Raw genomic sequence first — 23,603 nt, 5'->3', positions numbered from 1 at the left:
TATCAAACCTCTGCATGTCTATTCGATGTGATCGAATAGATCAGCGTTTCCTTAACTGATTGCTCCCTAAATTCCTGGCTATATTGTGCGCGGGGTAATTCCATCTCCATCCTCCATTTCATGTCTTCATTTTATGAAACTTCGGACTCCATGAAAATAAGCATACCTCAAAGTTATCAAACAGGCGAATTGCCGTATTTATGACTTTTTTGAGACCTTCATTCATTCGATTGAAGAAGAATTGGAGCAGCCTTTTGCGCGTATGGCAGGGCGTTCCCACGGTCAGGATCAACTGTCGTATTTCAAGCGCATTGCCGCAGTTAATTATGTGCTGGCGCATGATGATGGCGTCAACCCCAAGCATCTTGACGAAGCCGATATTATCCTGATCGGCGTTTCACGTTCCGGTAAAACACCGACTTGTCTTTACTTAGGGTTGCAGTATGGTATCGCTGCCGCGAATTATCCGCTAACCCCGGATGACATGACGATACAGCAGATCCCGAAGGTATTGGAAAATGTCAGAAAAAAATTGTTTGGTTTAACACTAACCCCAGCGCAATTGCATTTCATTCGCCAGCAACGCCGTCCAAACAGCGAATATGCATCGCTCGCGCAGTGTCAGCGAGAATTACAATGGCAGGAATTGCTGTTTCATCAATTCGATATTCCTTATTTGGAGACCACGCGCATTTCGATTGAGGAAATCAGTGCCATTATATTGAATAGATGTGGATTGAGGAGGCAGTTGTATGGATGATTAAATCTTAAAGCCCGGCATGACCCAGACAGTTATGCACCGATAGGTGATTTGATACCGATTGATAGAATTTGAGAGAAAGGTTTTATAAAGTTTCTGGTACAACAATCCTGTACATTTCTATAACTAGATTTCTTGTTAAAATCAGATCATCCGTGTTTGTCTCGGGCACAAAGTAAATTTACATCTCCTCATAAAAAAAGCACATCAGTTGCCCGATGTGCTTTAGTTGATTAATCAATCAATGATCTTTATAGCAGAGGAATGATCAGCAATGCCACAATGTTGATGATTTTGATCAATGGATTAATTGCAGGGCCAGCTGTGTCCTTATAAGGATCGCCTACGGTATCCCCTGTTACTGAGGCTTTGTGGGCTTCGCTGCCTTTGCCACCAAAATGTCCGTCTTCAATATGTTTCTTGGCATTATCCCAAGCACCACCACCGGTTGTCATCGAAATCGCCACGAACAAACCAGTTACGATTGAACCCATCAACACGCCACCTAGGGCTTGCGGTCCCAGGATCACACCGACCAACAAAGGAATCAGCACAGGTAATAATGAAGGAATCATCATTTCCTTGATTGCCGATTTGGTCAGCATATCCACGGCACGCGAATAATCTGGCTTGGCTGTGCCTTCCATGATGCCCGGAATTTCTTTGAATTGACGACGAACTTCGATCACCACCGATCCGGCGGCACGTCCGACAGCTTCCATCGACATGGCACCAAACAAGTAAGGGATCATACCGCCGATAAACAAACCGATAATCACCATGTGATTGGATAAATCGAAGGATAATTCAAACCCGGCATGTTCCAGGGCATGGGTGTAGTCGGCAAATAGTACTAATGCCGCTAAACCTGCTGAGCCAATCGCGTAACCTTTGGTAACCGCTTTAGTCGTATTGCCAACTGCATCTAAAGGATCGGTGATAGCACGCACTGAATCTGGCATTTCTGACATTTCCGCAATACCGCCTGCGTTATCAGTGATCGGGCCGTATGCGTCCAGTGCCACAATAATACCGGTCATCGATAACATGGATGTTGCGGCGATCGCAATACCGTACAAGCCAGCCAGTGCGTACGCCAGCAAAATACTGATACAAACAGCCAGAACCGGCGCTGCGGTTGAGCGCATTGAAACGCCCATGCCGGCAATAATATTGGTGGCATGTCCGGTGGTGGATGCTTCAGCAATATGTTGAACCGGCGGATAATCGGTCGAAGTATAGTATTCGGTAATTACAACCATCAGTCCGGTCAACACTAGGCCAATTGCAGCAGCTAGGAATACACGCAGAATCAGCATGCCGCCTGCAATCTCTGTGCCATCCACGATCAGTGACATGTCGCTCATAAACCAAACAGTTACCGGCAAATACGCTAATAGAGCAATACCACCTGCAACAGCCAGGCCGCGATAAAGCGCATTCATAATGGTGCCGCCATCACGCATTTTGACGTAATAACAACCGACAATCGAAGCGATAATCGATACCGCACCGAGCATTAGCGGAAATATAACCGCACTAAGTGCATTTGCAGTAAACAATAATGCGCCCAATATCATGGTTGCAATAATGGTAACTGCGTAGGTTTCGAACAAATCCGCAGCCATACCGGCACAGTCACCCACGTTATCGCCCACATTATCGGCAATGACGGCTGGATTGCGCGGATCATCTTCAGGGATTCCGGCTTCGACTTTCCCGACCAGATCCGCGCCAACATCCGCACCCTTGGTGAATATGCCGCCACCTAAACGAGCGAAAATGGAGATCAGCGATCCGCCGAATGCAAAACCAATCAGAGGCTTGATGATATCGCTGACAGACTGATTGGGATCAGCGCCATCAAACAACATAGCGGAGTATCCAGCAACACCTAGCAGGCCTAAACCAACAACCAGCATTCCAGTGACTGCGCCGCCTCGGAAAGCAATTGCAAGCGCTTCATTCAATCCGATGGTTGCTGCCTGGGCAGTACGAACATTTGACTGGACTGAAACCGTCATCCCCAGAAACCCTGCGGCACCCGAAAGAATGGCCCCTAGAGCGAAACCAATAGCCGTATCCCACCCGAGCGCAATCCAGAGGGCAAGGAACAGCACGCCACCCACCATACCGATCGTCATGTACTGCCGTTTTAGGTATGCGGAGGCGCCCTCTTGAATAGCTTTTGCAATTTCTTGCATACGCTGGTTGCCTGTAGATTGAGCAAAAATACCCTTAATCCATATGCCACTGAATATCAGGGCTATAATCGCACTAAGAATTGCGATAACTAAACCACTAGCCATAGAGAACTCCAATTAAAGTCAGACCATAAAAATCACATGTGAAATATTGGCCTAATTAATTCCACATTATTAAACACTTGTTCTAAATCTAAGATCAGGGTGTATTTTATCTGTTCTTGCTTGCTGAATGCACCAATTATTTGTCAAATTTAGATTGCTAGGTGACTGAAATCATATTGTTTGGCTTCCATACAACACCTCAAGCAATCTAAATCTTACATGCAGCTAAATTTTGAATTCATCCAGTTTCTTTGGAACCGCAACATTTTTGAGTCTTACATAGTCTGGCAAGCCATCTTTATAGGGCGGGTAATCCTCGCCTTCAATGAGTGGCGCCAAGTATTCTCGGCAAGCTTGGGTAATACCAAATCCATCTTCGCTGATAAAATTATCCGGCATCATTTTTTCTACATTTGCAACATTGGATAACTGTGCCATACCGACCGACCACTTATACGGCGAGCTGGATTCACGCACGATGGTTGGCATCACTGAATTGTGTCCTGCCAGGGCATAGTCCACGGCTGCTTTGCCCATGGCGTAGGCTTGTTCAACGTCGGTTTTGGAAGCAATGTGACGCGCTGCGCGCTGCAGATAATCTGCAACCCCCCAGTGATATTTCAGACCCAGACCATCTTTGATGATATTGGCCACTACCGGAGCAACTCCGCCTAGTTGCGCATGCCCGAACGCATCACGCAGACCTTGATCAGACAAGAAGTTACCATCGTCTCCTTTGACGCCTTCTGAGACCACCACTGAACAATAGCCGTACTCCTTGACATAGCGATCCACTGTGGCAAGAAATTTTTCCTTATTGAAAGATACTTCCGGAAACAGAATCACGATCGGGATTTCACACCTAGGACTGGATGCCAAGCCACCCGCCGCCGCGATCCATCCGGCATGGCGTCCCATTACTTCAAGCACAAAAACTTTAGTTGAAGTCTTAGACATGCTGGCCACATCAAAACTGGCTTCGCGCGTAGAAACTGCAATATATTTGGCTACTGAACCAAAACCCGGGCAGCAATCCGTGATCGGCAAATCGTTATCAACGGTTTTAGGCACATGAATCGCTTGAATTGGATAACCCAGCGTGTCTGATATCTGCGAGACCTTCAAGCAGGTATCTGCCGAATCACCGCCGCCGTTGTAGAAAAAGTAACCGATATTATGAGCTTTGAACACCTCGATCAAGCGCTCGTATTCGCGCCGGTTTTGTTCCAGGCTCTTCAATTTATAGCGGCAAGAACCAAATGCGCCTGACGGAGTATAGCGCAACCCGGCAATGGCTGCGGCTGAATCGGCGCTGGTATCAATGAGATCTTCGGTTAATGCGCCGATAATGCCGTTGCGGCCTGCGTAAACAGTGCCGATTTTGTCAGTATGCTGGCGTGCTGTTTCCAGAACACCTGCGGCAGAGGCGTTAATGACCGCTGTCACCCCGCCGGATTGGGCATAAAATGCATTTTTAATTGCCATATCTTTCTCCTAATTGATTAAATCGTAAGCAAGTATCACTAAATCGTTACACACAAAAACTCAGGTGCCATTTCTCGCATCCTGAGTTTTGCGGTTTAAATCTGTTACGCAAATGAATCGATGAGTATGAATAAATTTATTTGAGTGCTGCGATAATCTGATCACGTATTTCTTCAACTGTACCTATCCCGGCTATTTTGATATAGCGCGGTGCATCTTTTCCGCCCTGTGCCGACCACTGTGAATAATACTCAACCAATGGTTCTGTTTGCTCGTGATAGACTTCCAGTCGTTTCCTGACCGTTTCTTCTTTATCATCATCGCGTTGTATCAATGGTTCGCCCGTCACATCATCTTGGCCAGTCGATTTGGGTGGATTAAAGTCCACATGATAAGTGCGGCCAGAAGCGGGATGTACCCTCCGACCCGACATGCGTTTAACGATTTCAGCATCGTCAACATCAATCTCAACCACAAAATCAATCGGCACACCTGCGGCTTTCATGGCGTCAGCTTGTGGAATCGTGCGCGGGAAACCGTCAAACAGGAAGCCATTTGCACAATCTGGCTGCGTGATACGTTCTTTGACTAAATTGATGATAATGTCATCAGAAACCAATCCGCCGGTATCCATGATTTTTTTTGCCATGACACCCAATTCAGTGCCTGCTTTCACAGCACTGCGCAACATATCACCTGTAGAAATTTGTGGAACACCAAAATGTTCCTTAATATAATTGGCTTGAGTGCCTTTTCCGGCACCAGGGCCGCCTAACAAAATGACTCGGATAGCTATTCTCCCTTTGTTACCGATTAATATTATTGAGTGCAGCGACCTTTTTTCTGGCGCTCCAACAGCATTGGACAGTAATTATATCGCAGGCAAGCAGGATGCTCGAGTATTTTACTATGTTAATTTTTAAAAGTTAAACAATCGGCCATAACAAGTTACGTTGATACTAAATAGGTTATGCGATAATAATCCAATTGACTCTTAACAGGATAAATCATGGACGAAAATAGAAGTAAAGCGCTTGACGTTGCCCTGGCTCAAATCGAGAAACAGTTTGGTAAGGGTTCTATCATGCGGTTGGGCGCTAACGATGTCGCTTATGATATACAAGTCGTATCAACCGGTTCGCTAGGTCTTGATATTGCACTGGGAGTAGGGGGGTTGCCTCGCGGGCGGATTGTCGAAATTTATGGGCCCGAATCTTCGGGCAAAACGACATTAACGCTCCAAGTTATCGCCGAAATGCAAAAACTAGGCGGCACCGCTGCCTTTATTGATGCGGAGCACGCATTGGATCCCCAGTACGCGCAAAAAATTGGCGTCAATGTAAAAGAGCTGTTGATCTCTCAACCGGATAATGGTGAGCAGGCGTTGGAGATTGCCGATATGCTGGTGCGCTCCAGTTCAGTCGATATCATCGTAATAGATTCCGTCGCAGCCCTTACGCCGCGGGCGGAAATCGAAGGCGACATGGGTGATCCGCAAATGGGTCTGCAAGCACGGCTGATGTCGCAGGCACTTCGCAAGTTAACTGCCAACATCAAGCGCAGCAATACGATGGTTATTTTTATTAACCAGATTCGTATGAAAATCGGTGTCATGTTCGGCAATCCTGAAACTACCACGGGCGGTAATGCGCTAAAATTTTATGCTTCAGTACGTTTGGATATCCGTCGCACCGGGGCGATCAAGAAAGGTGACGAAACCATCGGCAATGAAACCCGTGTGAAAGTGGTCAAAAATAAAATTGCACCACCTTTCAAACAAGCGGATTTTGATATTCTTTATGGCGAAGGCATTTCGCGGGAAAGTGAAATTATCGAACTGGGCGTACTGCATAAACTGATCGACAAAGCGGGGGCTTGGTATGCCTATAAAGGTGAGAAAATCGGGCAAGGTAAAGATAATGTGCGTGATTACCTGAAAGAACATAAGGATATCGCACAAGAAATTGAACAAAAAATTCGATCGATTGTTGGCATTGCTGATCAAGCCAATCCCGTGAAAGAAAAAACTGAGAAAGAGAAATAAGTTTTGTGAGCCCCCTTACTCCTTTGGAAACTCGCGCACTGCGCATGCTTGCCCGACGTGAGCATTCGCGGCGGGAGTTGGAGCAAAAACTTTCTGTGCATGCAGAATCCTGCGAAACGGGAGTGCTTGCAAGTGTGTTGGATAAGCTAGAGCAGAAGGGTTTTCTGTCCGAGCAACGCGCGGTGGAACAGATTGCGCGTACCCGTAGAGCACGCTTCGGAAGTCATCGAATCGTTCATGAACTCAAGGCAAAAGGAATAGATTCCCATTTGATAGACAATATTCTGCCGACACTCAAGCAAACCGAGTTGGAGGCCGCGTTAAACATCTGGCGTAAGAAATTCGATCATCCGTCTGTTTCCAAGGAAGAGCGCGGGAAACAGGTGTGGTTTATGATGAATAGAGGCTTTTCCATGGAAACAATACAACAAGTTCTCGCACAAGCAGACGAGGAAAGCACATGAAGAAATATTGGGAAAAAATAATCTTTTTTTGGATGATTTTGTTAATTGGTTTTCAAGTGCATGCAGGTGGGATCACACTGATTCAGGAAATTAATGCCGCGCCGGCTAATTTTGATGGGAAAGAAATTACATTAAAAGGCATTCCCAAGGATCCCACGCGCTTGCCCTTGGTTAATCTAAAGATGTATGTGCTGGAAGATAGCAGCGGGGAAATTACGGTGCTAACCGAATTCGATTTGCCGAAAATGAACGAAGAAATCACTATCCGGGTTAAAGTCCAAACCTTGGCTATCGTCAAAGGCGAAGCAGTGGGTTTGACAGTGACTGAACTAGAACGATACGAGCAGCAGCAAGCAATATGAAAAGCAACCAGATACGACAGAAATTTCTCGAATTTTTTGAATCTTACGGCCATGCCATCGTCTCGTCCAGCCCGTTAGTGCCGGGCAATGATCCGACACTTTTGTTCACCAATGCGGGCATGGTGCAATTCAAAGATGTTTTCCTCGGTCAGGATAAGCGCCCTTATGTGCGTGCTGTTAGCTCACAGCGCTGCGTTCGTGCCGGTGGCAAGCATAACGATCTGGAAAATGTCGGTTATACGGCAAGGCATCATACTTTCTTCGAAATGCTCGGTAACTTTAGTTTTGGCGATTATTTCAAGCGCAACGCTATTTTATTTGCCTGGGATTTTCTTACGGATACTCTTGAGATTCCGCGCGAGAAATTATGGGTTACTGTGTACGCCGAGGATGATGAGGCGGCTGATATCTGGTTGAATGAAGTCGGTGTTGAACCATCTCGCGTGGTGCGGATTGCCACCACGGATAATTTCTGGCAAATGGGGGATACCGGGCCGTGCGGGCCTTGTTCCGAAATTTTTTATGATCATGGTCCTGATGTCAAAGGCGGGCCGCCCGGCTCTGCCGATGCCGACGGTGATCGCTACATCGAGATCTGGAATCTGGTTTTCATGCAATACAACCGCGACAGCGCCGGAGTATTGCACCCGCTGCCGAAACCGTCGGTCGATACCGGCATGGGTCTGGAGCGTATCTCTGCCGTGATGCAGCATGTTCATAGCAATTACGACATTGATCTGTTTCAAAGCCTGATCAAAGCGGCTGCGCGCGTGACCAATACGAAGGATCTTGCCGACAATTCGTTAAAGGTTATCGGCGATCACATCCGTGCCTGTTCGTTTTTGATTACCGACGGTGTCATCCCAGGCAGTGAAGGCCGCGGCTATGTATTGCGCCGCATTATTCGCCGCGCCATCCGCCATGGTTACAAGTTAGGACAGAAACAACCTTTCTTTCATCACCTGGTGGAAGATTTAGATCGAGTGATGGGACAAGCCTATCCTGAACTAACTGCCGCCAAAGCACGTGTGGCCGCGGTATTGTTGCAGGAAGAAGAGCGTTTTTCTGAGACCCTGGAAAACGGCATGCAAATTCTGGAAACTGCGCTCGGCCAGAAGATTCAAGTGTTGGATGGCGAAACTGCTTTCCGGCTCTACGATACCTTTGGTTTTCCGATTGATCTGACTGCCGATATCGCTCGCGAACGCGGTATTACCGTTGACCACGCAGGATTCGAACAAGCCATGGCGCGTCAACGTGAGCAAGCGCGTGCCGCCAACAAATTCACTATGCAAGAAGGGATTGAGTATTCGGGCGGTCAAACCACGTTCTATGGTTACGAAACTCTGCAGCATGAAGGACAAGTATTAGCGATCTACAAGCAGGGTAGTGCGGTGGATTTCATTGAAGCTGGTGAGGAGGGGGTCGTGGTTCTGGATCAAACGCCTTTTTACGCCGAATCGGGTGGTCAGGTCGGCGATTGCGGCGAGTTGCTTGCCGCCAATGCCAATTTTGCGGTGACTGATACGCAAAAAATCCAGGCCGGTGTGTTTGGACATAAAGGAAGATTGCATAGCGGACGCCTGATGATCAAGGATACCGTGCAAGCGCAAGTCAATGCGCAAAACCGCATCAGCATCGCCAATAACCACTCCGCTACCCATTTGTTGCATGCTGCACTGCGTGAAGTGCTGGGTAAGCATGTGACGCAAAAAGGCTCGCTGGTTGACGCTAACCGGACGCGCTTTGATTTTTCTCATAATGTGCCGCTCACGGCAGATGAGATTCGGGAAACCGAACGCCTGGTCAATGAACAGATCCGCGACAACTGTATCGTTGAAGCGGCTACGATGAAATACGACGATGCGATCAAGCGCGGCGCGATGGCATTGTTCGGCGAAAAATATTCGGATGTGGTGCGCGTCATCGGCATGGGGGAATTTTCGACGGAATTATGCGGCGGCACGCACGTCCCGCAAGTGGGCCAAATCGGCTTGTTTAAAATTGTCGCCGAATCCGGCGTCGCTGCCGGTATCCGCCGCGTCGAAGCGGTAACCGGAAAAGCGGCCATCGATTATGTGCAACAACGCGAAGCGCAACTGCTCGAAATCGCGCAGACTTTAAAAACCAATCCACAGGAAGTCGCACAAAAAATTGTGCAGATCATCGACAATGTACGCTACACCGAAAGAGAACTGGCGCGCCTTAAAACCAAGCTTGCCAGTTCGCAAGGTGCCGACCTGGCATTACAAGCGCAAGACGTTAATGGCGTTAAAGTCTTGGCGGTCAAACTGGAAAATGCCGACGCCAAAACCCTGCGCGAAACATTGGATCAACTGAAAGACAAACTCAAAACCTGCGCCATTGTGCTCAGTACCGTTTCGGATGGCAAAGTTACGTTGATCGCCGGTGTCAGCGCGGATCTCACGGATCAAATCAAAGCGGGTGAACTGGTCAATTTCGTGGCGCAGCAAGTCGGTGGCAAAGGCGGCGGGCGCGCAGATATGGCGCAAGCAGGTGGCACGCAGCCAGAGCAATTGCCTGCGGCGCTTGGGGAGGTGAAAACTTGGGTTGAGAGAAGAATCGTGTAGTGATAGCAATATTTTCGATTGATCCAGCGATTTTATTCGTTAGCAGCATTGTCATAATTATTTGTATCGTTTGTTTTGTTCAATCTGTTATTTATTCTAAAATACAATATGATGATTGATAATTGCTTGGGTTATACGACATTACCTGCAAGATTATTGGACAAAATGTCTTATATATTACGTTAGACCTAGTCGCCCCTCGTTATGCCACATCTTCTCAACCCAGAATCCCTGCTGTTCTTTTTTGGGCCGCACTTTGATGTGGACGTAGCGCTCACAACAGCCAAAAACTTGCCAAATCTTGAAGGCTTGTGTGAAGGCATTAAGCGATCTATTGATGAGGGGGTTCCTCACATTGGACTGCACCTCGTCGGCTACGAAAATATAGACACAGGTTTGTCCGCCCTAGCGGCTGTTAGCAAGCCAAATGCTCCAAGTATGATTTCGTTTTATGCCGAGAGCTCACACAGAATATTTGGTGGGGCGACGCTTGTATGCGTGCCTCTGGCCTTCTGCTCTTCGCATTTTGTTCCGAGCGGCGAGTATGTTGTCTACAGGCACACTTATAAGCGTCCTCTTGTCACTGAAACGGAATACTCGACAACAATGCAATCCGGGAGCGACGAAGAGAGGATGAGGCTGTTCCTTTTCACTCGCTCTCGCGAAGGCTTTGAGACAATTACCGGAATGAGCTATGTGGGAATATCAAAGCGCCCTTGGCAACAACGCTTGGCGGAGCATATTGACAGCGCTATGGCGAAACAGTCAAAAACAAAGTTGCACGAGGCAATCAGGCAAATGCAAGGCCAGAAGGTCATACACGTGCATGACGTATCTGCTTACGGGATCAGCGAAGCTGAGGCGCGTCAGTATGAATCAAAGCTAATTGCCTCATCAACGCTTTGGCCGCTGGGTTTGAACATGAAATGTTAACTCCTGCTGGGTCTAATTTCTCGGTCAAGAGGAACTGCGGAACCGCTGTGGTAGGTTTCCTCAAGCCGCCTCGCGCCTGCGGCCCCTCACCTCAAATGTTGGGTTTCATACACCGCATGAACGTCGCTGATCTCTTTCCTTCATCAAGCAAATTACAACCCGTTTGCTGCGACAAGTGCTCGGCTCATCACAATAACGGGGGTCAGGTCGCGAAAGAAGAATTCAGATTAACGGGGCAGATTTCAGAGTCGGGAATTTCGCGATATGTTCCTACGTGATGGCCAGATGTGAGATGCCCGAATGGATATCCTGTGTTTTAGCTTCAGCACCCTCGAGCTTGATTTGCAGGCGCAGTTCATTCATTGAGTCGGCATTGCGCAGCGCATCTTCATAACTGATTTTTCCGGCTTCATAGAGTTCAAACAGTGCCATATCAAAGGTTTGCATGCCCATTTCACGCGAACTTTTCATGATGGTCTTGATTTCATGCACATTGCCTTTAAAAATCAAATCCGAAATTAACGGAGAATTAAGCAGAACTTCGATAGCCGCAACCCTTCCTTTGCTATCTTTAGCCGGGATCAATCGTTGTGCCACCAATGAGCGCAAATTCAGCGATAAATCCATCAATAACTGTGCTCTGCGTTCTTCCGGGAAAAAATTGATGATGCGATCAAGTGCCTGGTTGGCGCTGTTGGCGTGTAATGTTCCCATGCAAAGATGACCGGTTTCGGCAAACGCAATCGCGTGTTCCATCGTTTCGCGGTCACGGATTTCGCCGATCAATATGACATCGGGGGCTTGCCGCAGCGTGTTTTTCAGTGCGGCTTCCCATGATTCGGTATCGACTCCTACTTCGCGTTGGGTGATGACGCAGTTAATGTGTTCGTGAACATACTCCACCGGATCTTCGATGGTGATGATGTGGCCATAGCTATTTTTGTTGCGATGTCCAATCAATGCTGCCATGGATGTCGATTTTCCAGAACCGGTTCCGCCGACAAAAATTACCAGACCCCGTTTGCTCATCACAACTTCCTTAAGCACTTGCGGTAGAGCTAAATCATCAAATTCAGGGATTTTGGTGGTGATAGTACGTAATACCATGCCAACGCGTTGTTGTTGAACAAATGCGTTGACACGAAAGCGTCCGATTCCGGCTGGGCTAATCGCAAAGTTACATTCTTGCGAGGCTTCAAATTCCCCGGCCTGCTTTTCATTCATAATTGCTTTGGCCAACATTTCGGTATGCTGTACGGTTAAGGATTGTTGAGAAACCGGGGTCATTTTTCCGTCGACTTTGAATGCAGGTGGAAATCCAGCTGTAATGAACAGATCCGAGGCTTTCTTGCCCAGCATTAAGCGCAGTAAATCCGACATAAATTTTGCTGCTTGTTCTTTATCCATTGGTTGCTCCTGAAATATACATTACACTTGATTGCTCGACTAAACCCTAAAATTGTCTTTATTCATTGCTTGTGCCCTGGCTTCTGCGACTGAGACGGCATTGCGTTTTACCAGATCGGTTAGGTTCTGATCCAGTGTTTGCATACCTGCATTCTGACCCGTTTGTATCGCTGAATACATTTGTGCAACTTTGCCTTCACGGATTAAATTTCGAATCGCTGGAGTACCAATCATAATTTCATGTGCAGCTACACGCCCCTTGCCATCCTTGGTTTTTAACAGCGCCTGAGAAATTACTGCGCGCAATGATTCCGATAGCATTGCGCGAATCATTTCTTTTTCTTCCGCCGGAAACACGTCGATTACACGGTCAATAGTTTTGGCCGCCGAGCTGGTATGCAGCGTTCCAAATACCAGGTGACCGGTTTCAGCTGCGGTCATTGCCAATCGTATGGTTTCAAGGTCGCGCAATTCGCCTACTAGAATAATGTCAGGGTCTTCACGCAGAGCGGAGCGCAGCGCATTTGAGAAACTTAAGGTATCTCGACCTATTTCTCGTTGATTTATCAGGCATTTCTTGCTTTCGTGCACAAATTCAATCGGGTCTTCAAGTGTTAGAATATGGCCATACTCATTCTCATTGATGTCATTGACCATTGCAGCGAGAGTAGTCGACTTTCCTGAACCGGTAGGACCTGTTACTAATACAACCCCACGCGGTTGCTTGGCAATTTCAGAAAAAATTTTGGGTGCGCGTAAATCTTCCAAACTGAGTACCTTGGATGGAATCGTTCGCATGACTGCTGCAGCGCCGCGTTGTGTATTGAATGCATTCACTCGGAAACGAGCGAGATTTGGTATCGCAAAAGAGAAATCACATTCCAGATGCTCTTCGTAAAGTTTGCGCTGACCATCATTCATAATGTCATATATCATTGCGTGTACGTCTTTGTGAGGCATTTCCGGCAAATTGATGCGACGGATGTCACCATGCACCCGGATCATCGGAGACATGCCCGCAGATAAATGTAAATCAGAAGCGTTGTTTTTAACCACAAAGGCGAGTAGCTCGACAATATTCATTAGGTGTCCTCTTGTGACGATACAAAATGTAATGGGGGTGTTCTACAACTGATCAGTCTGACAAATTGTTGTGAAAGGCCATCTGCCTTGCTGTTGCAACGTTGAGAGCTAAGCCTATTTTGCCCGCTCTTGCTTTGTGCAGACTTCCTTGAAAACGTATTTCAACTGCCTGTTAATGCGATCAATCAGTAGCCAGCTCGTTTGTTAACGGACAGAGCAAATAAAAAATTGAGGCAAGTTGGCTAATGGCTGTTTTCAACAATATTGCAAGATCAAATATAATTTTTACGTGGATTGATTAACCGCATCCTTGATTCGATTAGCCCACGCTGTGGCTTCCAATTCCAGCTTGATGAATTCATCCATGTTGATAAATCCCATTTCTGACAAAATTGATGACACTGTTTCATATTCACCCTTTTCATGGGCTTCAATTAATTCCAGTTGATGCCCCAAATAACCTCGTCGTGTCAATAGAGCTTCGCCCATATCTTTTTGAATACTTAGCGTACTAACAAGCTCGGACATTTCCATCCCGAGCAAAGTATCCAGTAACGATAGAACGCCTACCATAAAGGCACGATCCTGATGATTTTTATCGTGTGGACGATCCGCAATGGCAATTGCTTCTAACAATCTGCCACGCACTGTGGCTGTCTGCATTAACGCATCCGACGCGCCACCATCCCTTTGCTTAGCGGCATAGAGCAATATCTGGATCCAGCGTTGAAGCTGTTTCCGGCCAATAATCATAATGGCTCGTTTAATCGAGTTAATCGTGCTTGGCAAACCGCCCGCAGCGGAATTTACCATGCGTAACAAGTTATAGCTTAAGCCGGGTTGAAACTTGAGCTCGTTCTCAATTTCAGTTACTTCACCGTCTTTAACTACTAACAGCAATAGTTTCAATAGAGATAGCTTCGAGGGATCAATACGTTTTCCAGTAATAATTTCTGGTTTTGCAAAATAAAAGCCTTGCAGCATTTGAAAGTTCAGCGCGATACAATTTCGGGCGATTTCCTTACTTTCAACTTTCTCCGCCAGTAATAACACCGGCCAGCGCCTTAGATTCTTTATAAGATTGAGTAAGTTATTGTGGTTTAGTGCAGTAATATTAATCTTAACTATATTAATAAGCGGCATGATGCGTTCAAACCGCTGATCTAGCTGAACGACATTCGAAAGCGCCAACTGATAACCTTTTTGTTTTAAGAATAAACAGCGTTGTATGATTTCATCATTAATCTCTACACTTCTCAAAATTTCGAGGACTACATGTTTCTTTGGGAGCATGCAGATTGCATCATTCATCAATAACTTAGCGTCAACTTTAATAAAGCCGCGCCGTTTGCCGATCACATTCTCAATACCTAATTGACCATAGGTATCAATGATGACATTGGCTGAAGCAGCAGAATTATCGGTAACCTCAGCGATGTTATTTTGATTGGTGCGAAATAAAAGCTCAAACGCCACTAAATTTTGTTTGCTATCCAGAATCGGTAGCCTGCCAAGATAAACTTCCATCCTATTTTCCTCTATAACTTCACGTTATCCTGCATGCACCTAGTTATCGTCCAGAATTGAAATGAATTGAGTTTTTGTGTGGCATTACAAGCTTATGTAATAAAAGAAATATATAGCGCAAGGCGCGAGAAAGCACGGGTTGACTGAGAACATATTCTTTCAAGGTGTCAGTTAATGGATGGCATTGAATACTTCAATAACTTGCAATTTAGCTACGGTAATCACCGATTCTACAATTTCTGCTGTTAAGCCGAGATAACTCCATGTTTTAAGAGCGCGATCTGATATGGCTGCTTCGAGGTTTATCGGTTGATTAGTACAAGGTTGGATATAGTTGGCGATACTTATAGCCGCACAAAGTGTGCTGGCATCAGACTGATATTCTTCATTCTTCATGGGGTCAGATTGATATTCGACCATTTTCCATATGTTAAGTGGTAATTTCCATTGCTTTAAAAGTTCGGCACCCAATTGTGCACTGGTGAAACCAAAAATCTTTCGTTCCTCCTGGATTGCAGTATCTTCACCTTGATTCAAGCAATGTAATATTTTTGCAGATTCTTTGGGAAATTGACTAAAAAGAATTAATCGTCCAACATCATGTAACAGTCCAGCGATGAAAAAACGCTCCCGGCTATCAACGCTTGACGTTAATAAGCGCGCGGTTACACCACTCGTAATGCTGTGATTCCAGAACATGTCCATGTTGACCAGATCAGGTGAAATTCCTTTAAAAGTTGTGGTCACTGATGATGCAATCACCAGATTGCGTAATTCTTTATGTCCGATGATCGAGATGGCTTTCATAACGGTTTCAATTTTTCCAGAGAAACCAAAATAAGTACTGTTTGCGAACTTCAATAGTTTTGCTGTTAGTGCGGGGTCACTTAAGATGATACGTTCTAATTCAGTATTTGTTGCTTCCCCTGAGTCAATTAAATCATTAATGCGAAACACAGCATCGGGTAAGGAAAAAATAGACCGAACGTTAGTGACTATTGTGCAAGGATCCATTTGAGTCTCAGAGAATTTGAGCTAACGCTAATTTTAACTTTGTCAAGTACATTCTTTATGGTGGTTGCTTCTGATATCTATGCTGCAGTAACCATTCTTGTTGCTAGCTTGAGTCATTAAGGTGATGATCCAGGCTTGCGAAGCAAAGATTAAACGAAAATTACTCTTATTGCACTGAGGATTAAGCGGAGAAAATTGTCTGATTTCTCAGGAAAGGTATAATTTTATTTGAGAGAATGAATCTAGGATCCTCATTTTGCAGAAATAAGTGCCAGATATTTTGCGTGAAGCTGTTCTTTGCTTTCTACGATAGCGGGGTTGGTTGTAATGCAATCTACCGGGCAGACCTCTATACATTGAGGCTCGCTGTAGTGTCCGACGCATTCTGTACACAGGCTGGAATCAATTTGGTAAATTTCTTCACCTTGCGAAATCGCGCCATTGGGGCACTCGGGTTCGCAAACATCACAGTTGATACATTCATCGGTAATAATTAGTGCCATTTATATTCTCAAGATTATTGGGTTAATTTCTCGCGCAGTTTTTTTGCGACCAGTGGGTGTACAAACGTATCAGCATTTCCGCCAAGCGATGCGATTTCACGCACGATGGTTGCAGAAACAAACATATATTGGTCTGAGGGCGTCATGAATAAAGTTTCCACATCAGGATATAACCCACGATTCATTCCGGCCATTTGGAATTCATATTCGAAATCTGAAGCAGCACGCAACCCGCGCACAATTATTCGTGACCTTTGTTGCTGCAAAAAATTCATCAGTAAGCCAGAAAATGCAATAACTTTGACATTAGAACAATCCGACAGAACCTCCTGTGCCATCTCCACTCTTTCTTCTAAGGTGAAAAAAGGTTTCTTGCCGCTACTTACGGCGACTGCAATAACAACCTGGTCAAATAAACGTGAAGCACGTCTAACTAAATCTTCATGCCCCCGGGTTATTGGATCAAACGTACCGGGATAAATCGCCCTATCCATAATGCGCCAACTCCAGTAGTTGATAACGAACAGTTCCCGCCTTAGCGCTGCGACGTATTTTCCATTGTTGATCCAAATTCCATATGCCTCTGGATTCAGAATAAACCAGTCCACCTTGTTCAAGATGCGATGGCAACAGCGGCATTAATCCGGGTAGTAAATCAAGACGATAGGGTGGATCAAGAAAAATAACATCAAATTTACGTGCATCAGATTTCATAAAATTTAGCGCATTCATTAGGAGCAGTTCAACCTGCATTGCTTGTAATTTCTCTTTGTTTTCTTTCAGTGCTTTATATACTCGTGCATCATTATCAACCATAACTACTTGTGCTGCGCCACGTGACGCAGCCTCGAAACCTAACGCGCCACTACCAGCAAACAGATCGAGGCAATGCAGACCACTTAAGTCCTGCTCTAGCCAATTAAAAACTGTCTCACGTATTCTATCGGAAGTGGGTCTTAAATCAGGATGTTCCGGAAAAGTCAGCAAACGGCTGCGCCATTGACCACCGATGATGCGGATTTTTCCCTGAATTAGCGTCATACAGCAAATTTTTTTACTCAATCGCTCCGGCAATGACGGCTACCATGCCATTGGGCTGGATTCGCCGCTGAAATGCTTGCTGAATTTGCTCGGTAGTTACTGCTTCAACGGCTTCCAGATAATCTGTCAGATAAGTAAGTGGCAATTGATAAAAACCGATTACGGATAGAAAACCTAATATTTTGCTATTACTGTCAATCCGCAGTGGAAAACCACCGATAATATTTTGTTTGGCTGCTACTACTTCTTTTTCCGTTGGGCCATTCAATACAAAATCTTTAAGTATTTTTTGGGTTAAAGCAAATGCTTCCTCGGATTGCTCTTTTTTAGTTTGCAAGCCAATTTGAAACGGCCCTTGCTCTTTATATGGTGCAAAAAAACTGTAAACGCTATAAGCTAAACCACGTCGTTGTCGTACTTCTTCCATCAGGCGTGAAACAAACCCTCCGCCTCCTAGGATATGATTTCCAACCAGCAGGGAAAAATAGTCGGGATCATTCCGGCGCAATCCTGGGTAAGCCAGTTGGATGTGACTTTGTGCGGCGGGGTGGGGTAGCCTTTTTATTTCTGCCTTCGGAAGTATGACTTGCGGAACGTCCTTTGATTGCCCTGTCGAAGGTAAGCTTGCAGTCAATTTTTCTGCAATTGCTGCTGCTTCAAGTCGAGTTACATCACCGATAATTGCTATCACAGCACCTTCTGCCACATAATGGGAGCGATAAAAAGTGAGTAGATCCTCGCGTTGTAATTTATCGAGCGTCTCAATTTCACCCCGCTCATTGAATCCATAGGGATGATTGCCGTATAGCATCTTCATTAATTCGCGTTCGGCGATATAATCCGGTTTAGTGCTTGATTCTCTTATACTTGAAATAATTCTTGCTTTTTCCCTCGACAAGATAGCTTGCGGGAATTCCGGGGATTGAATAATACGGGAAAATACATCCAGCGCTTGTTTGCGCTCTAGTTCACTACTCAAGGTACGTAAAACAATGCCGGCACGATCCCGATCAAAATGACTTCTGGTTTGCGCTCCCACATCGGCTAATGCAGTGGCGATTTGATCTTCAGACAAGCCGCCTGCACCCAGGCTGAGCAGATGCTGCACCAGGTTGGCGCGACCTGATTGACTCGGGATATCCATACTGCTACCTGCCGCAAATTCGACACTCACATCCAGTATCGGTAGATCATGATTCTCCACGAAATATACTTGTGCCCCAGAAGAAGCCTGCCAAAATTGGATTGGTAGCGAAGCTAATGCCCACGGGGAATAAAGGCCAAGCAGTATAAAAAAGAAGAATTGTTTCATGGGCACCAAAACCTCCTGCAGTACGCTCATCAGAGCAAGCATGTTATAAAATTTGCAATTAACCACTATTGCGTAATCCTGCTGTTACACCGTTGATGGTGAGATGGATAGAACGTTTAACTTCTTCACTATCTTCGCCAGATCGGTAGCGACGAAGCAATTCTACTTGTAAGTGATTGAGCGGATCGATATAAGGAATTCTATTGCGGATACTGCGTGCTAATGTCGGATTATCTTGCAGTAACTCGACATTACCAGTGATCGCAAATAGCCACTTTTCACTTCTCACGCGCTCTTCTCGGATGCGTTCAAAAATCTGCTTACGCAGTACAACATCGTCTACCAATTCAGCGTAGCGTGAGGCAATACCCATGTCTGTCTTAGCCAGTACCATATCCATATTCGACAACAGCGTTTGCATAAAGGGCCATTTTTGGTACATTTCTTGCAATAAAGCGAGCCCTTGGTCATTTTGATCTTGTTGGCTCACAAATGTTTCCACTGCGTGGCCGAAACCATACCAGCCTGGCAGCATCATCCGACTCTGACTCCAGCTGAATACCCATGGAATCGCACGTAAATCTTCAATGTCATCGGAATTTCTGCGCGAGGGTGGTCGACTGCCTATGTGCAAACCTGCCATTTCCCGAATAGGTGTTGATTCCAGAAAAAATTGCTTGAATCCCGGAGTTCCGAACACTAAATCTTGATAAGCTGCAAAAGAAATCTCTGCGAGTTTACTCATCGCGGGATAATACCGATCTGCATTTTTGCCGATCGAGTCATGGCCTAGTAAAGTTGCTTCCATTGTCGCGGCCACTAAAGTTTCAAGGTTGCGACGCCCAATCTCAGGTTCTGCATATTTGCTGCTGATGACTTCACCCTGTTCGGTTACACGTATCTGACCATTCACACTACCGGGAGGCTGTGCCAAGATGCTCTGATAACTCGGCCCACCGCCACGCCCCACAGTGCCGCCACGACCATGGAATAGACGTAATCCAATCTGATGTTTAGCAAAGACCTTGGTCAGTGCAATTTCTGCCTTGTAAATCTCCCAATTCGAAGCGATAAATCCACCATCTTTATTGCTATCGGAATACCCCAACATGACTTCCTGTACACTGCCTACTGAACTTAACAGCTTGCGATAATAGGGTAGTGAAAATAATTGATCCATAATTTCACCGCAACTTTGCAAATCAGAAATTGTTTCAAACAATGGGATAATATTGAGATGCAACTGGGGGGATTCTCCAGTTTGCAGCAAATCGACTTGACGTAACAAGTATGCTACTTCCAGTATATTGATTACCCCAGTGGTCATGGAGATAATATAATTCGGCATTGCTGCGCGTCCGAAACGCCGATGAATCTCAGCCGCGCACTGCAAGATGTGTAATTCGGATTGCGTCGTTTCCGAAAACTCCGAGGGAATAGTCAATAATGGATGTAATCGGTTGATTTCCAACAATAACCAATCGATTCGTTCTTTCTCACTCAGTTGCAAATAATCCTTGTGACCGGTGTAGTATTCAAATAATTCGTTTACTACTCCTTCATGGATTTTGCTGTGCTGCCGCATATCCAGAGGCGCAAGATGAAAACCGAATACATCTGCGGCTCGCCGCAAATTACGTAATTCGCCACGAGCTACCCAAGAAGATTTATGCCGTTCCAGGGATTGAATGATTGTCTCGAGATCGTGCATAAATTCAGCACTATCGACGTAAGGCTCTTTGGTTTCTTCCGTGCTTAGCTGCAAAACTTGATGCCCAAATTTTTTTGCAGTGGCGACCAAACGAGCGCCTATGCTCAGAAAAATGCGCCGATAAGGTTCATCAGACCGGTTAGGGATATCCGGGGCGGTGGCAAGTAAATTTTTAACTTCGTCACTGATCTCTACCAAGCGTTCGGTCAAGCTCATGGAGCGACCGATTTTTTGCGCGGCATCAATATAATATTCCAGTGCCACCGCTGATTGACGTTCCACAGCGCGCAACATGACCTCGTGTGTGACAAAAGGATTGCCATCGCGATCGCCGCCAATCCAGCTTCCAATTCGCAGAAACGAAGTCACCAATGGAATGTCGTTGACCAGCCGACGCTCGAGCAAATCTTCCATTTTTGCGTAGATATATGGGATTTCACTTAAGAATGTATAACTGTAATACGCTAAACCATTTTCAATCTCATCATAGACGGACAAACGAGTCGGGCGCAACATGCGTGTTTGCCACAAAATTTGAACTGTAGCGCGCTGATTTTCTTCATTATGACGTAACTCATTCGGAGTTAACTCAGTCCATGCTCGTTCTCTTAGTAAGCGCTCAATGGCTAATTGACAATCTAATATGCTTCTGCGCTGTACTTCGGTTGGGTGTGCGGTCAGGACTGGAGAAACAATCGCTTTCTTGAAAAAATCAGCAAGGACTGTTCGTGCATTACTACTGCTTTCCAATACACGCTCTAGCGCTAATGTCACACTCCCCGCCTGTGGCGTTGAACCGGCGCGTAGGTGAGCCCGCCGCCGCCGGTTATGATGCACATCCTCTGCAATATTGGAGAGCAGTGAGAAATAACTAAAGGCTCGAACAACTGGCAATGAGTCTCTATCGCTTAATTGCTTGAGTATCGCTTCCAATTCATGCCTTGCAGTGGGATCCTGCTCGCGATGAAAACGAATTGCTATTTGGCGTATATTTTCCACTAATTCGAAGGCGTTATCTCCTTCTTGCTCACGTACCGTATCGCCCAAAATGCGTCCAAGAAACCGAATGTCCTCGCGCAATGGTAAGTCTTTATCATTTGCTAACTTATTAACTTCTTCATAGTTCTCTGAATCAACATCATTCATTACGTTCTACATCCGCTATAAAAAATGAAACCAGCGACCATTCGCGATACGCCAAGTCAGGGCTGGCCATGCTAAAATGATCGCCAGTAAGAATTTTTTGTAATTTTTTCATTTAATTATTAATGCCTAATTCATTTTTATTTCCCAAGAAAATTGTCATTGCTTCACGAGAAAGCTTGCTTGCTATGTGGCAAGCCAAGTTCATTCAAAAATGCTTAAGTGAATTATACCCGCAAACTGAAATCAGCATACTTGGTATGACAACACGCGGTGATCAGATACTGGATCAATCATTATCTAAAATTGGCGGAAAAGGCTTATTTATTAAGGAACTTGAACAAGCTCTGGAAGATGGTCGCGCTGATATCGCAGTGCATTCCATGAAAGACATGCCTATGAATGTTCCGGCAGGATTCAAGCTAGCTGCGATAACTAAGCGAGAAGATCCGCGCGATGCGTTTGTTTCCAATCACTATGCGAGTTTGGATGTGTTACCTGCGGGTAGTGTCGTTGGCACGTCAAGCTTGCGACGTGAAAGCCAATTGCGTGCACATTTTCCGCAACTTCAAGTGCAACCATTGCGAGGCAATGTTCAAACCCGGTTACGCAAACTCGATGAAGATCAGTATGCAGCGATTATTCTGGCTGCCGCCGGTTTAAAACGGCTTGAACTTTCTAATCGCATTACAGCATTACTCAATCCTGAACAAAGCTTGCCTGCGGTTGGACAAGGTGCTTTGGGGATCGAATGCAGAGCGGATCGTCTAGATTTGGTTAAGCTTATGCAGCCATTACACCACCAGGAAACTGCTTATTGTGTCGAAGCTGAGCGTTCGGTGAGTCGTGTATTGGGAGGCAGCTGTCAGGTGCCATTAGGAGCTTTTGCTGAAATTAACAATAACAAACTTCAACTTCGTGGATTTGTTGCGCAACCTGATGGTAAACGTATCGTGAGCGGAGCATTAGATGGCGAGCCGGAAACGGGTGTTGCAATGGGGCAGCAATTGGCGCAAAAGCTAATTAAGCAAGGTGCAGATAAAATTCTGGCTGCTTTGGTGTCTGCCGAAGGCTGGAATTGACTGCCATTAAACAATTAGCTGGGATTAATATACTGGTCACTCGTCCAATACATCAAGCTACTCTTCTTGCAGAAGGTATTCATGCTAGCGGTGGCAATCCGATTCTGCTTCCAGTATTGGAAATCGCTGATGTCGCGAATATTACCCCACTGATCGATCTAATCAAACGCTTGGATGAGTTTGATTGGGCGGTATTTGTCAGTCCTAATGCTGTTACCAAAAGTATGGATTTAATTGCCAAGCAGCGCGTGTTCCCTTCCCACTTAAAAATAGCTGCTGTAGGGAAAAGCACTGCGGATACATTAAGAAAGTATGGCGTCAACGAGGTTCTTATCCCAATCGAACGCTTTGATAGTGAGGAGCTACTTAAATCGAGGGAATTACAGAATATGGGCGGCAAACGTGTTGTAATTTTTCGTGGTAATGGCGGGCGGACGCTATTGGGTGACACACTTGTACAACGCGGTGCGTATATCGAATATGCCGAATGCTATCTACGCAGAAAACCAGATATTGATAGCGCACCTTTGCTTGCCGCCTGGTCACAAGGGGAAATACACGGAGTAATCATTACGAGCAGTGAGGGATTGCATAATTTATTTGACATAATAGGCAGGCTTGGCCAACAATTACTCAAAGTGACTCCGGTTTTTACAGCCCATGAGCGCATAGCTCAAGTGGCCAAAGAATTAGGGTTGGAAAAAATCGTAAAAGTAGCATGCGCTGGAGATGAAGGTTTACTGAAAGGTTTACATATATACTTTCAGACAATGGAAAGATAGCTTCTGTTTTGAATGAAATATAAGGAAAGGGGCCCAGAATATAAAGTATA

The 23,603-nt window shown here is 45.7% G+C and carries 20 protein-coding genes; 8 read left to right on the top strand and 12 right to left on the bottom strand.

Annotated features, from left to right (window positions below; all coding sequences use genetic code 11):
• Window positions 1-175: 175 nt before the first annotated feature.
• Window positions 176-760, top strand: a complete 585-nt coding sequence (locus tag QZV86_RS05790) for a kinase/pyrophosphorylase (RefSeq protein WP_295624944.1) — start codon at window positions 176-178, stop codon at window positions 758-760.
• A gap of 251 nt (window positions 761-1,011) precedes the next feature.
• Here the strand turns inward: QZV86_RS05790 and QZV86_RS05785 are convergent, their stop codons facing one another.
• From QZV86_RS05785 to adk, 3 genes are all read right to left on the bottom strand, one after another.
• The gene (locus tag QZV86_RS05785) at window positions 1,012-3,069 is read right to left on the bottom strand and encodes a sodium-translocating pyrophosphatase (protein WP_295624928.1); all 2,058 of its coding nucleotides are present in this window, start codon (window positions 3,067-3,069) and stop codon (window positions 1,012-1,014) included.
• A 225-nt stretch (window positions 3,070-3,294) separates the two neighbouring features.
• The gene (locus QZV86_RS05780) at window positions 3,295-4,554 is read right to left on the bottom strand and encodes a 6-phosphofructokinase (protein ID WP_295624926.1); all 1,260 of its coding nucleotides are present in this window, start codon (window positions 4,552-4,554) and stop codon (window positions 3,295-3,297) included.
• Window positions 4,555-4,690: 136 nt separating this feature from the next.
• Window positions 4,691-5,344: an adenylate kinase gene (gene adk, locus QZV86_RS05775; protein WP_292921309.1), complete on the bottom strand. Its 654-nt coding sequence runs from the start codon at window positions 5,342-5,344 to the stop codon at window positions 4,691-4,693.
• 219 nt (window positions 5,345-5,563) lie between these two features.
• Here adk and recA point away from each other — a divergent pair, with 219 nt between their 5' ends.
• The 5 genes from recA (at window position 5,564) to QZV86_RS05750 (ending at window position 10,948) form a co-directional block, all read left to right on the top strand.
• Window positions 5,564-6,598: a recombinase RecA gene (gene recA / locus QZV86_RS05770; RefSeq protein WP_292921305.1), complete on the top strand. Its 1,035-nt coding sequence runs from the start codon at window positions 5,564-5,566 to the stop codon at window positions 6,596-6,598.
• 5 nt (window positions 6,599-6,603) lie between these two features.
• On the top strand, window positions 6,604-7,062 hold the full coding sequence (gene recX, locus QZV86_RS05765) for a recombination regulator RecX (protein ID WP_295624923.1): 459 nt from the start codon (window positions 6,604-6,606) through the stop codon (window positions 7,060-7,062).
• Window positions 7,059-7,424, top strand: a complete 366-nt coding sequence (locus QZV86_RS05760; RefSeq protein ID WP_295624921.1) for a hypothetical protein — start codon at window positions 7,059-7,061, stop codon at window positions 7,422-7,424. The genes recX and QZV86_RS05760 overlap by 4 nt, the downstream gene beginning before the upstream one ends.
• Window positions 7,421-10,015: an alanine--tRNA ligase gene (gene alaS / locus QZV86_RS05755; RefSeq protein WP_295624920.1), complete on the top strand. Its 2,595-nt coding sequence runs from the start codon at window positions 7,421-7,423 to the stop codon at window positions 10,013-10,015. The genes QZV86_RS05760 and alaS overlap by 4 nt, the downstream gene beginning before the upstream one ends.
• 204 nt (window positions 10,016-10,219) lie before the next feature.
• Window positions 10,220-10,948, top strand: coding sequence for a hypothetical protein (locus QZV86_RS05750; protein ID WP_295624918.1), 729 nt, complete (start codon window positions 10,220-10,222; stop codon window positions 10,946-10,948).
• A 270-nt stretch (window positions 10,949-11,218) separates the two neighbouring features.
• Here QZV86_RS05750 and QZV86_RS05745 read toward each other — a convergent pair whose 3' ends face one another.
• The 9 genes from QZV86_RS05745 to ppc form a co-directional block, all read right to left on the bottom strand.
• Entirely contained in the window at window positions 11,219-12,355 is a 1,137-nt protein-coding gene (locus QZV86_RS05745; RefSeq protein ID WP_295624916.1) for a PilT/PilU family type 4a pilus ATPase, read from the bottom strand.
• Window positions 12,356-12,394: 39 nt separating this feature from the next.
• Window positions 12,395-13,438 (bottom strand): type IV pilus twitching motility protein PilT, encoded by a 1,044-nt coding sequence (locus QZV86_RS05740; RefSeq protein WP_295624914.1) that lies wholly within the window; start codon window positions 13,436-13,438, stop codon window positions 12,395-12,397.
• Between the two features lie 285 nt (window positions 13,439-13,723).
• Window positions 13,724-14,965, bottom strand: coding sequence for an EAL and HDOD domain-containing protein (locus QZV86_RS05735; RefSeq protein ID WP_295624912.1), 1,242 nt, complete (start codon window positions 14,963-14,965; stop codon window positions 13,724-13,726).
• Between the two features lie 171 nt (window positions 14,966-15,136).
• A complete protein-coding gene (locus tag QZV86_RS05730) occupies window positions 15,137-15,979 on the bottom strand; it encodes an HDOD domain-containing protein (protein WP_295624910.1) in 843 nt (280 codons plus the stop codon).
• A gap of 251 nt (window positions 15,980-16,230) precedes the next feature.
• Window positions 16,231-16,482 (bottom strand): YfhL family 4Fe-4S dicluster ferredoxin, encoded by a 252-nt coding sequence (locus QZV86_RS05725; RefSeq protein WP_295624908.1) that lies wholly within the window; start codon window positions 16,480-16,482, stop codon window positions 16,231-16,233.
• Window positions 16,483-16,496: 14 nt separating this feature from the next.
• Window positions 16,497-16,976: a pantetheine-phosphate adenylyltransferase gene (coaD, locus tag QZV86_RS05720; RefSeq protein ID WP_295624906.1), complete on the bottom strand. Its 480-nt coding sequence runs from the start codon at window positions 16,974-16,976 to the stop codon at window positions 16,497-16,499.
• Window positions 16,969-17,523, bottom strand: a complete 555-nt coding sequence (gene rsmD / locus QZV86_RS05715; protein ID WP_295624904.1) for a 16S rRNA (guanine(966)-N(2))-methyltransferase RsmD — start codon at window positions 17,521-17,523, stop codon at window positions 16,969-16,971. Before rsmD ends, coaD begins: the two co-directional genes overlap by 8 nt.
• Window positions 17,524-17,536: 13 nt before the next feature.
• Window positions 17,537-18,835 carry a pitrilysin family protein gene (locus QZV86_RS05710; protein WP_295624942.1) on the bottom strand — a complete coding sequence of 433 codons (1,299 nt, stop codon included), beginning with the start codon at window positions 18,833-18,835 and terminating at the stop codon, window positions 17,537-17,539.
• A 58-nt stretch (window positions 18,836-18,893) separates the two neighbouring features.
• The gene (ppc, locus tag QZV86_RS05705) at window positions 18,894-21,692 is read right to left on the bottom strand and encodes a phosphoenolpyruvate carboxylase (protein ID WP_295624902.1); all 2,799 of its coding nucleotides are present in this window, start codon (window positions 21,690-21,692) and stop codon (window positions 18,894-18,896) included.
• A gap of 122 nt (window positions 21,693-21,814) precedes the next feature.
• Here ppc and hemC point away from each other — a divergent pair, with 122 nt between their 5' ends.
• Window positions 21,815-22,771 (top strand): hydroxymethylbilane synthase, encoded by a 957-nt coding sequence (hemC, locus tag QZV86_RS05700; protein ID WP_295624900.1) that lies wholly within the window; start codon window positions 21,815-21,817, stop codon window positions 22,769-22,771.
• Window positions 22,768-23,553, top strand: a complete 786-nt coding sequence (locus tag QZV86_RS05695) for a uroporphyrinogen-III synthase (RefSeq protein WP_295624897.1) — start codon at window positions 22,768-22,770, stop codon at window positions 23,551-23,553. Before hemC ends, QZV86_RS05695 begins: the two co-directional genes overlap by 4 nt.
• Window positions 23,554-23,603 lie beyond the last annotated feature (50 nt).

It is taken from the genome of uncultured Nitrosomonas sp., from assembly GCF_902826915.1.
Classification (GTDB): Bacteria; Pseudomonadota; Gammaproteobacteria; order Burkholderiales; family Nitrosomonadaceae; genus Nitrosomonas.
The sequence above is the reverse complement of the archived record's forward strand: the minus strand, read 5'-3'. Positions and strand labels throughout refer to the sequence as shown.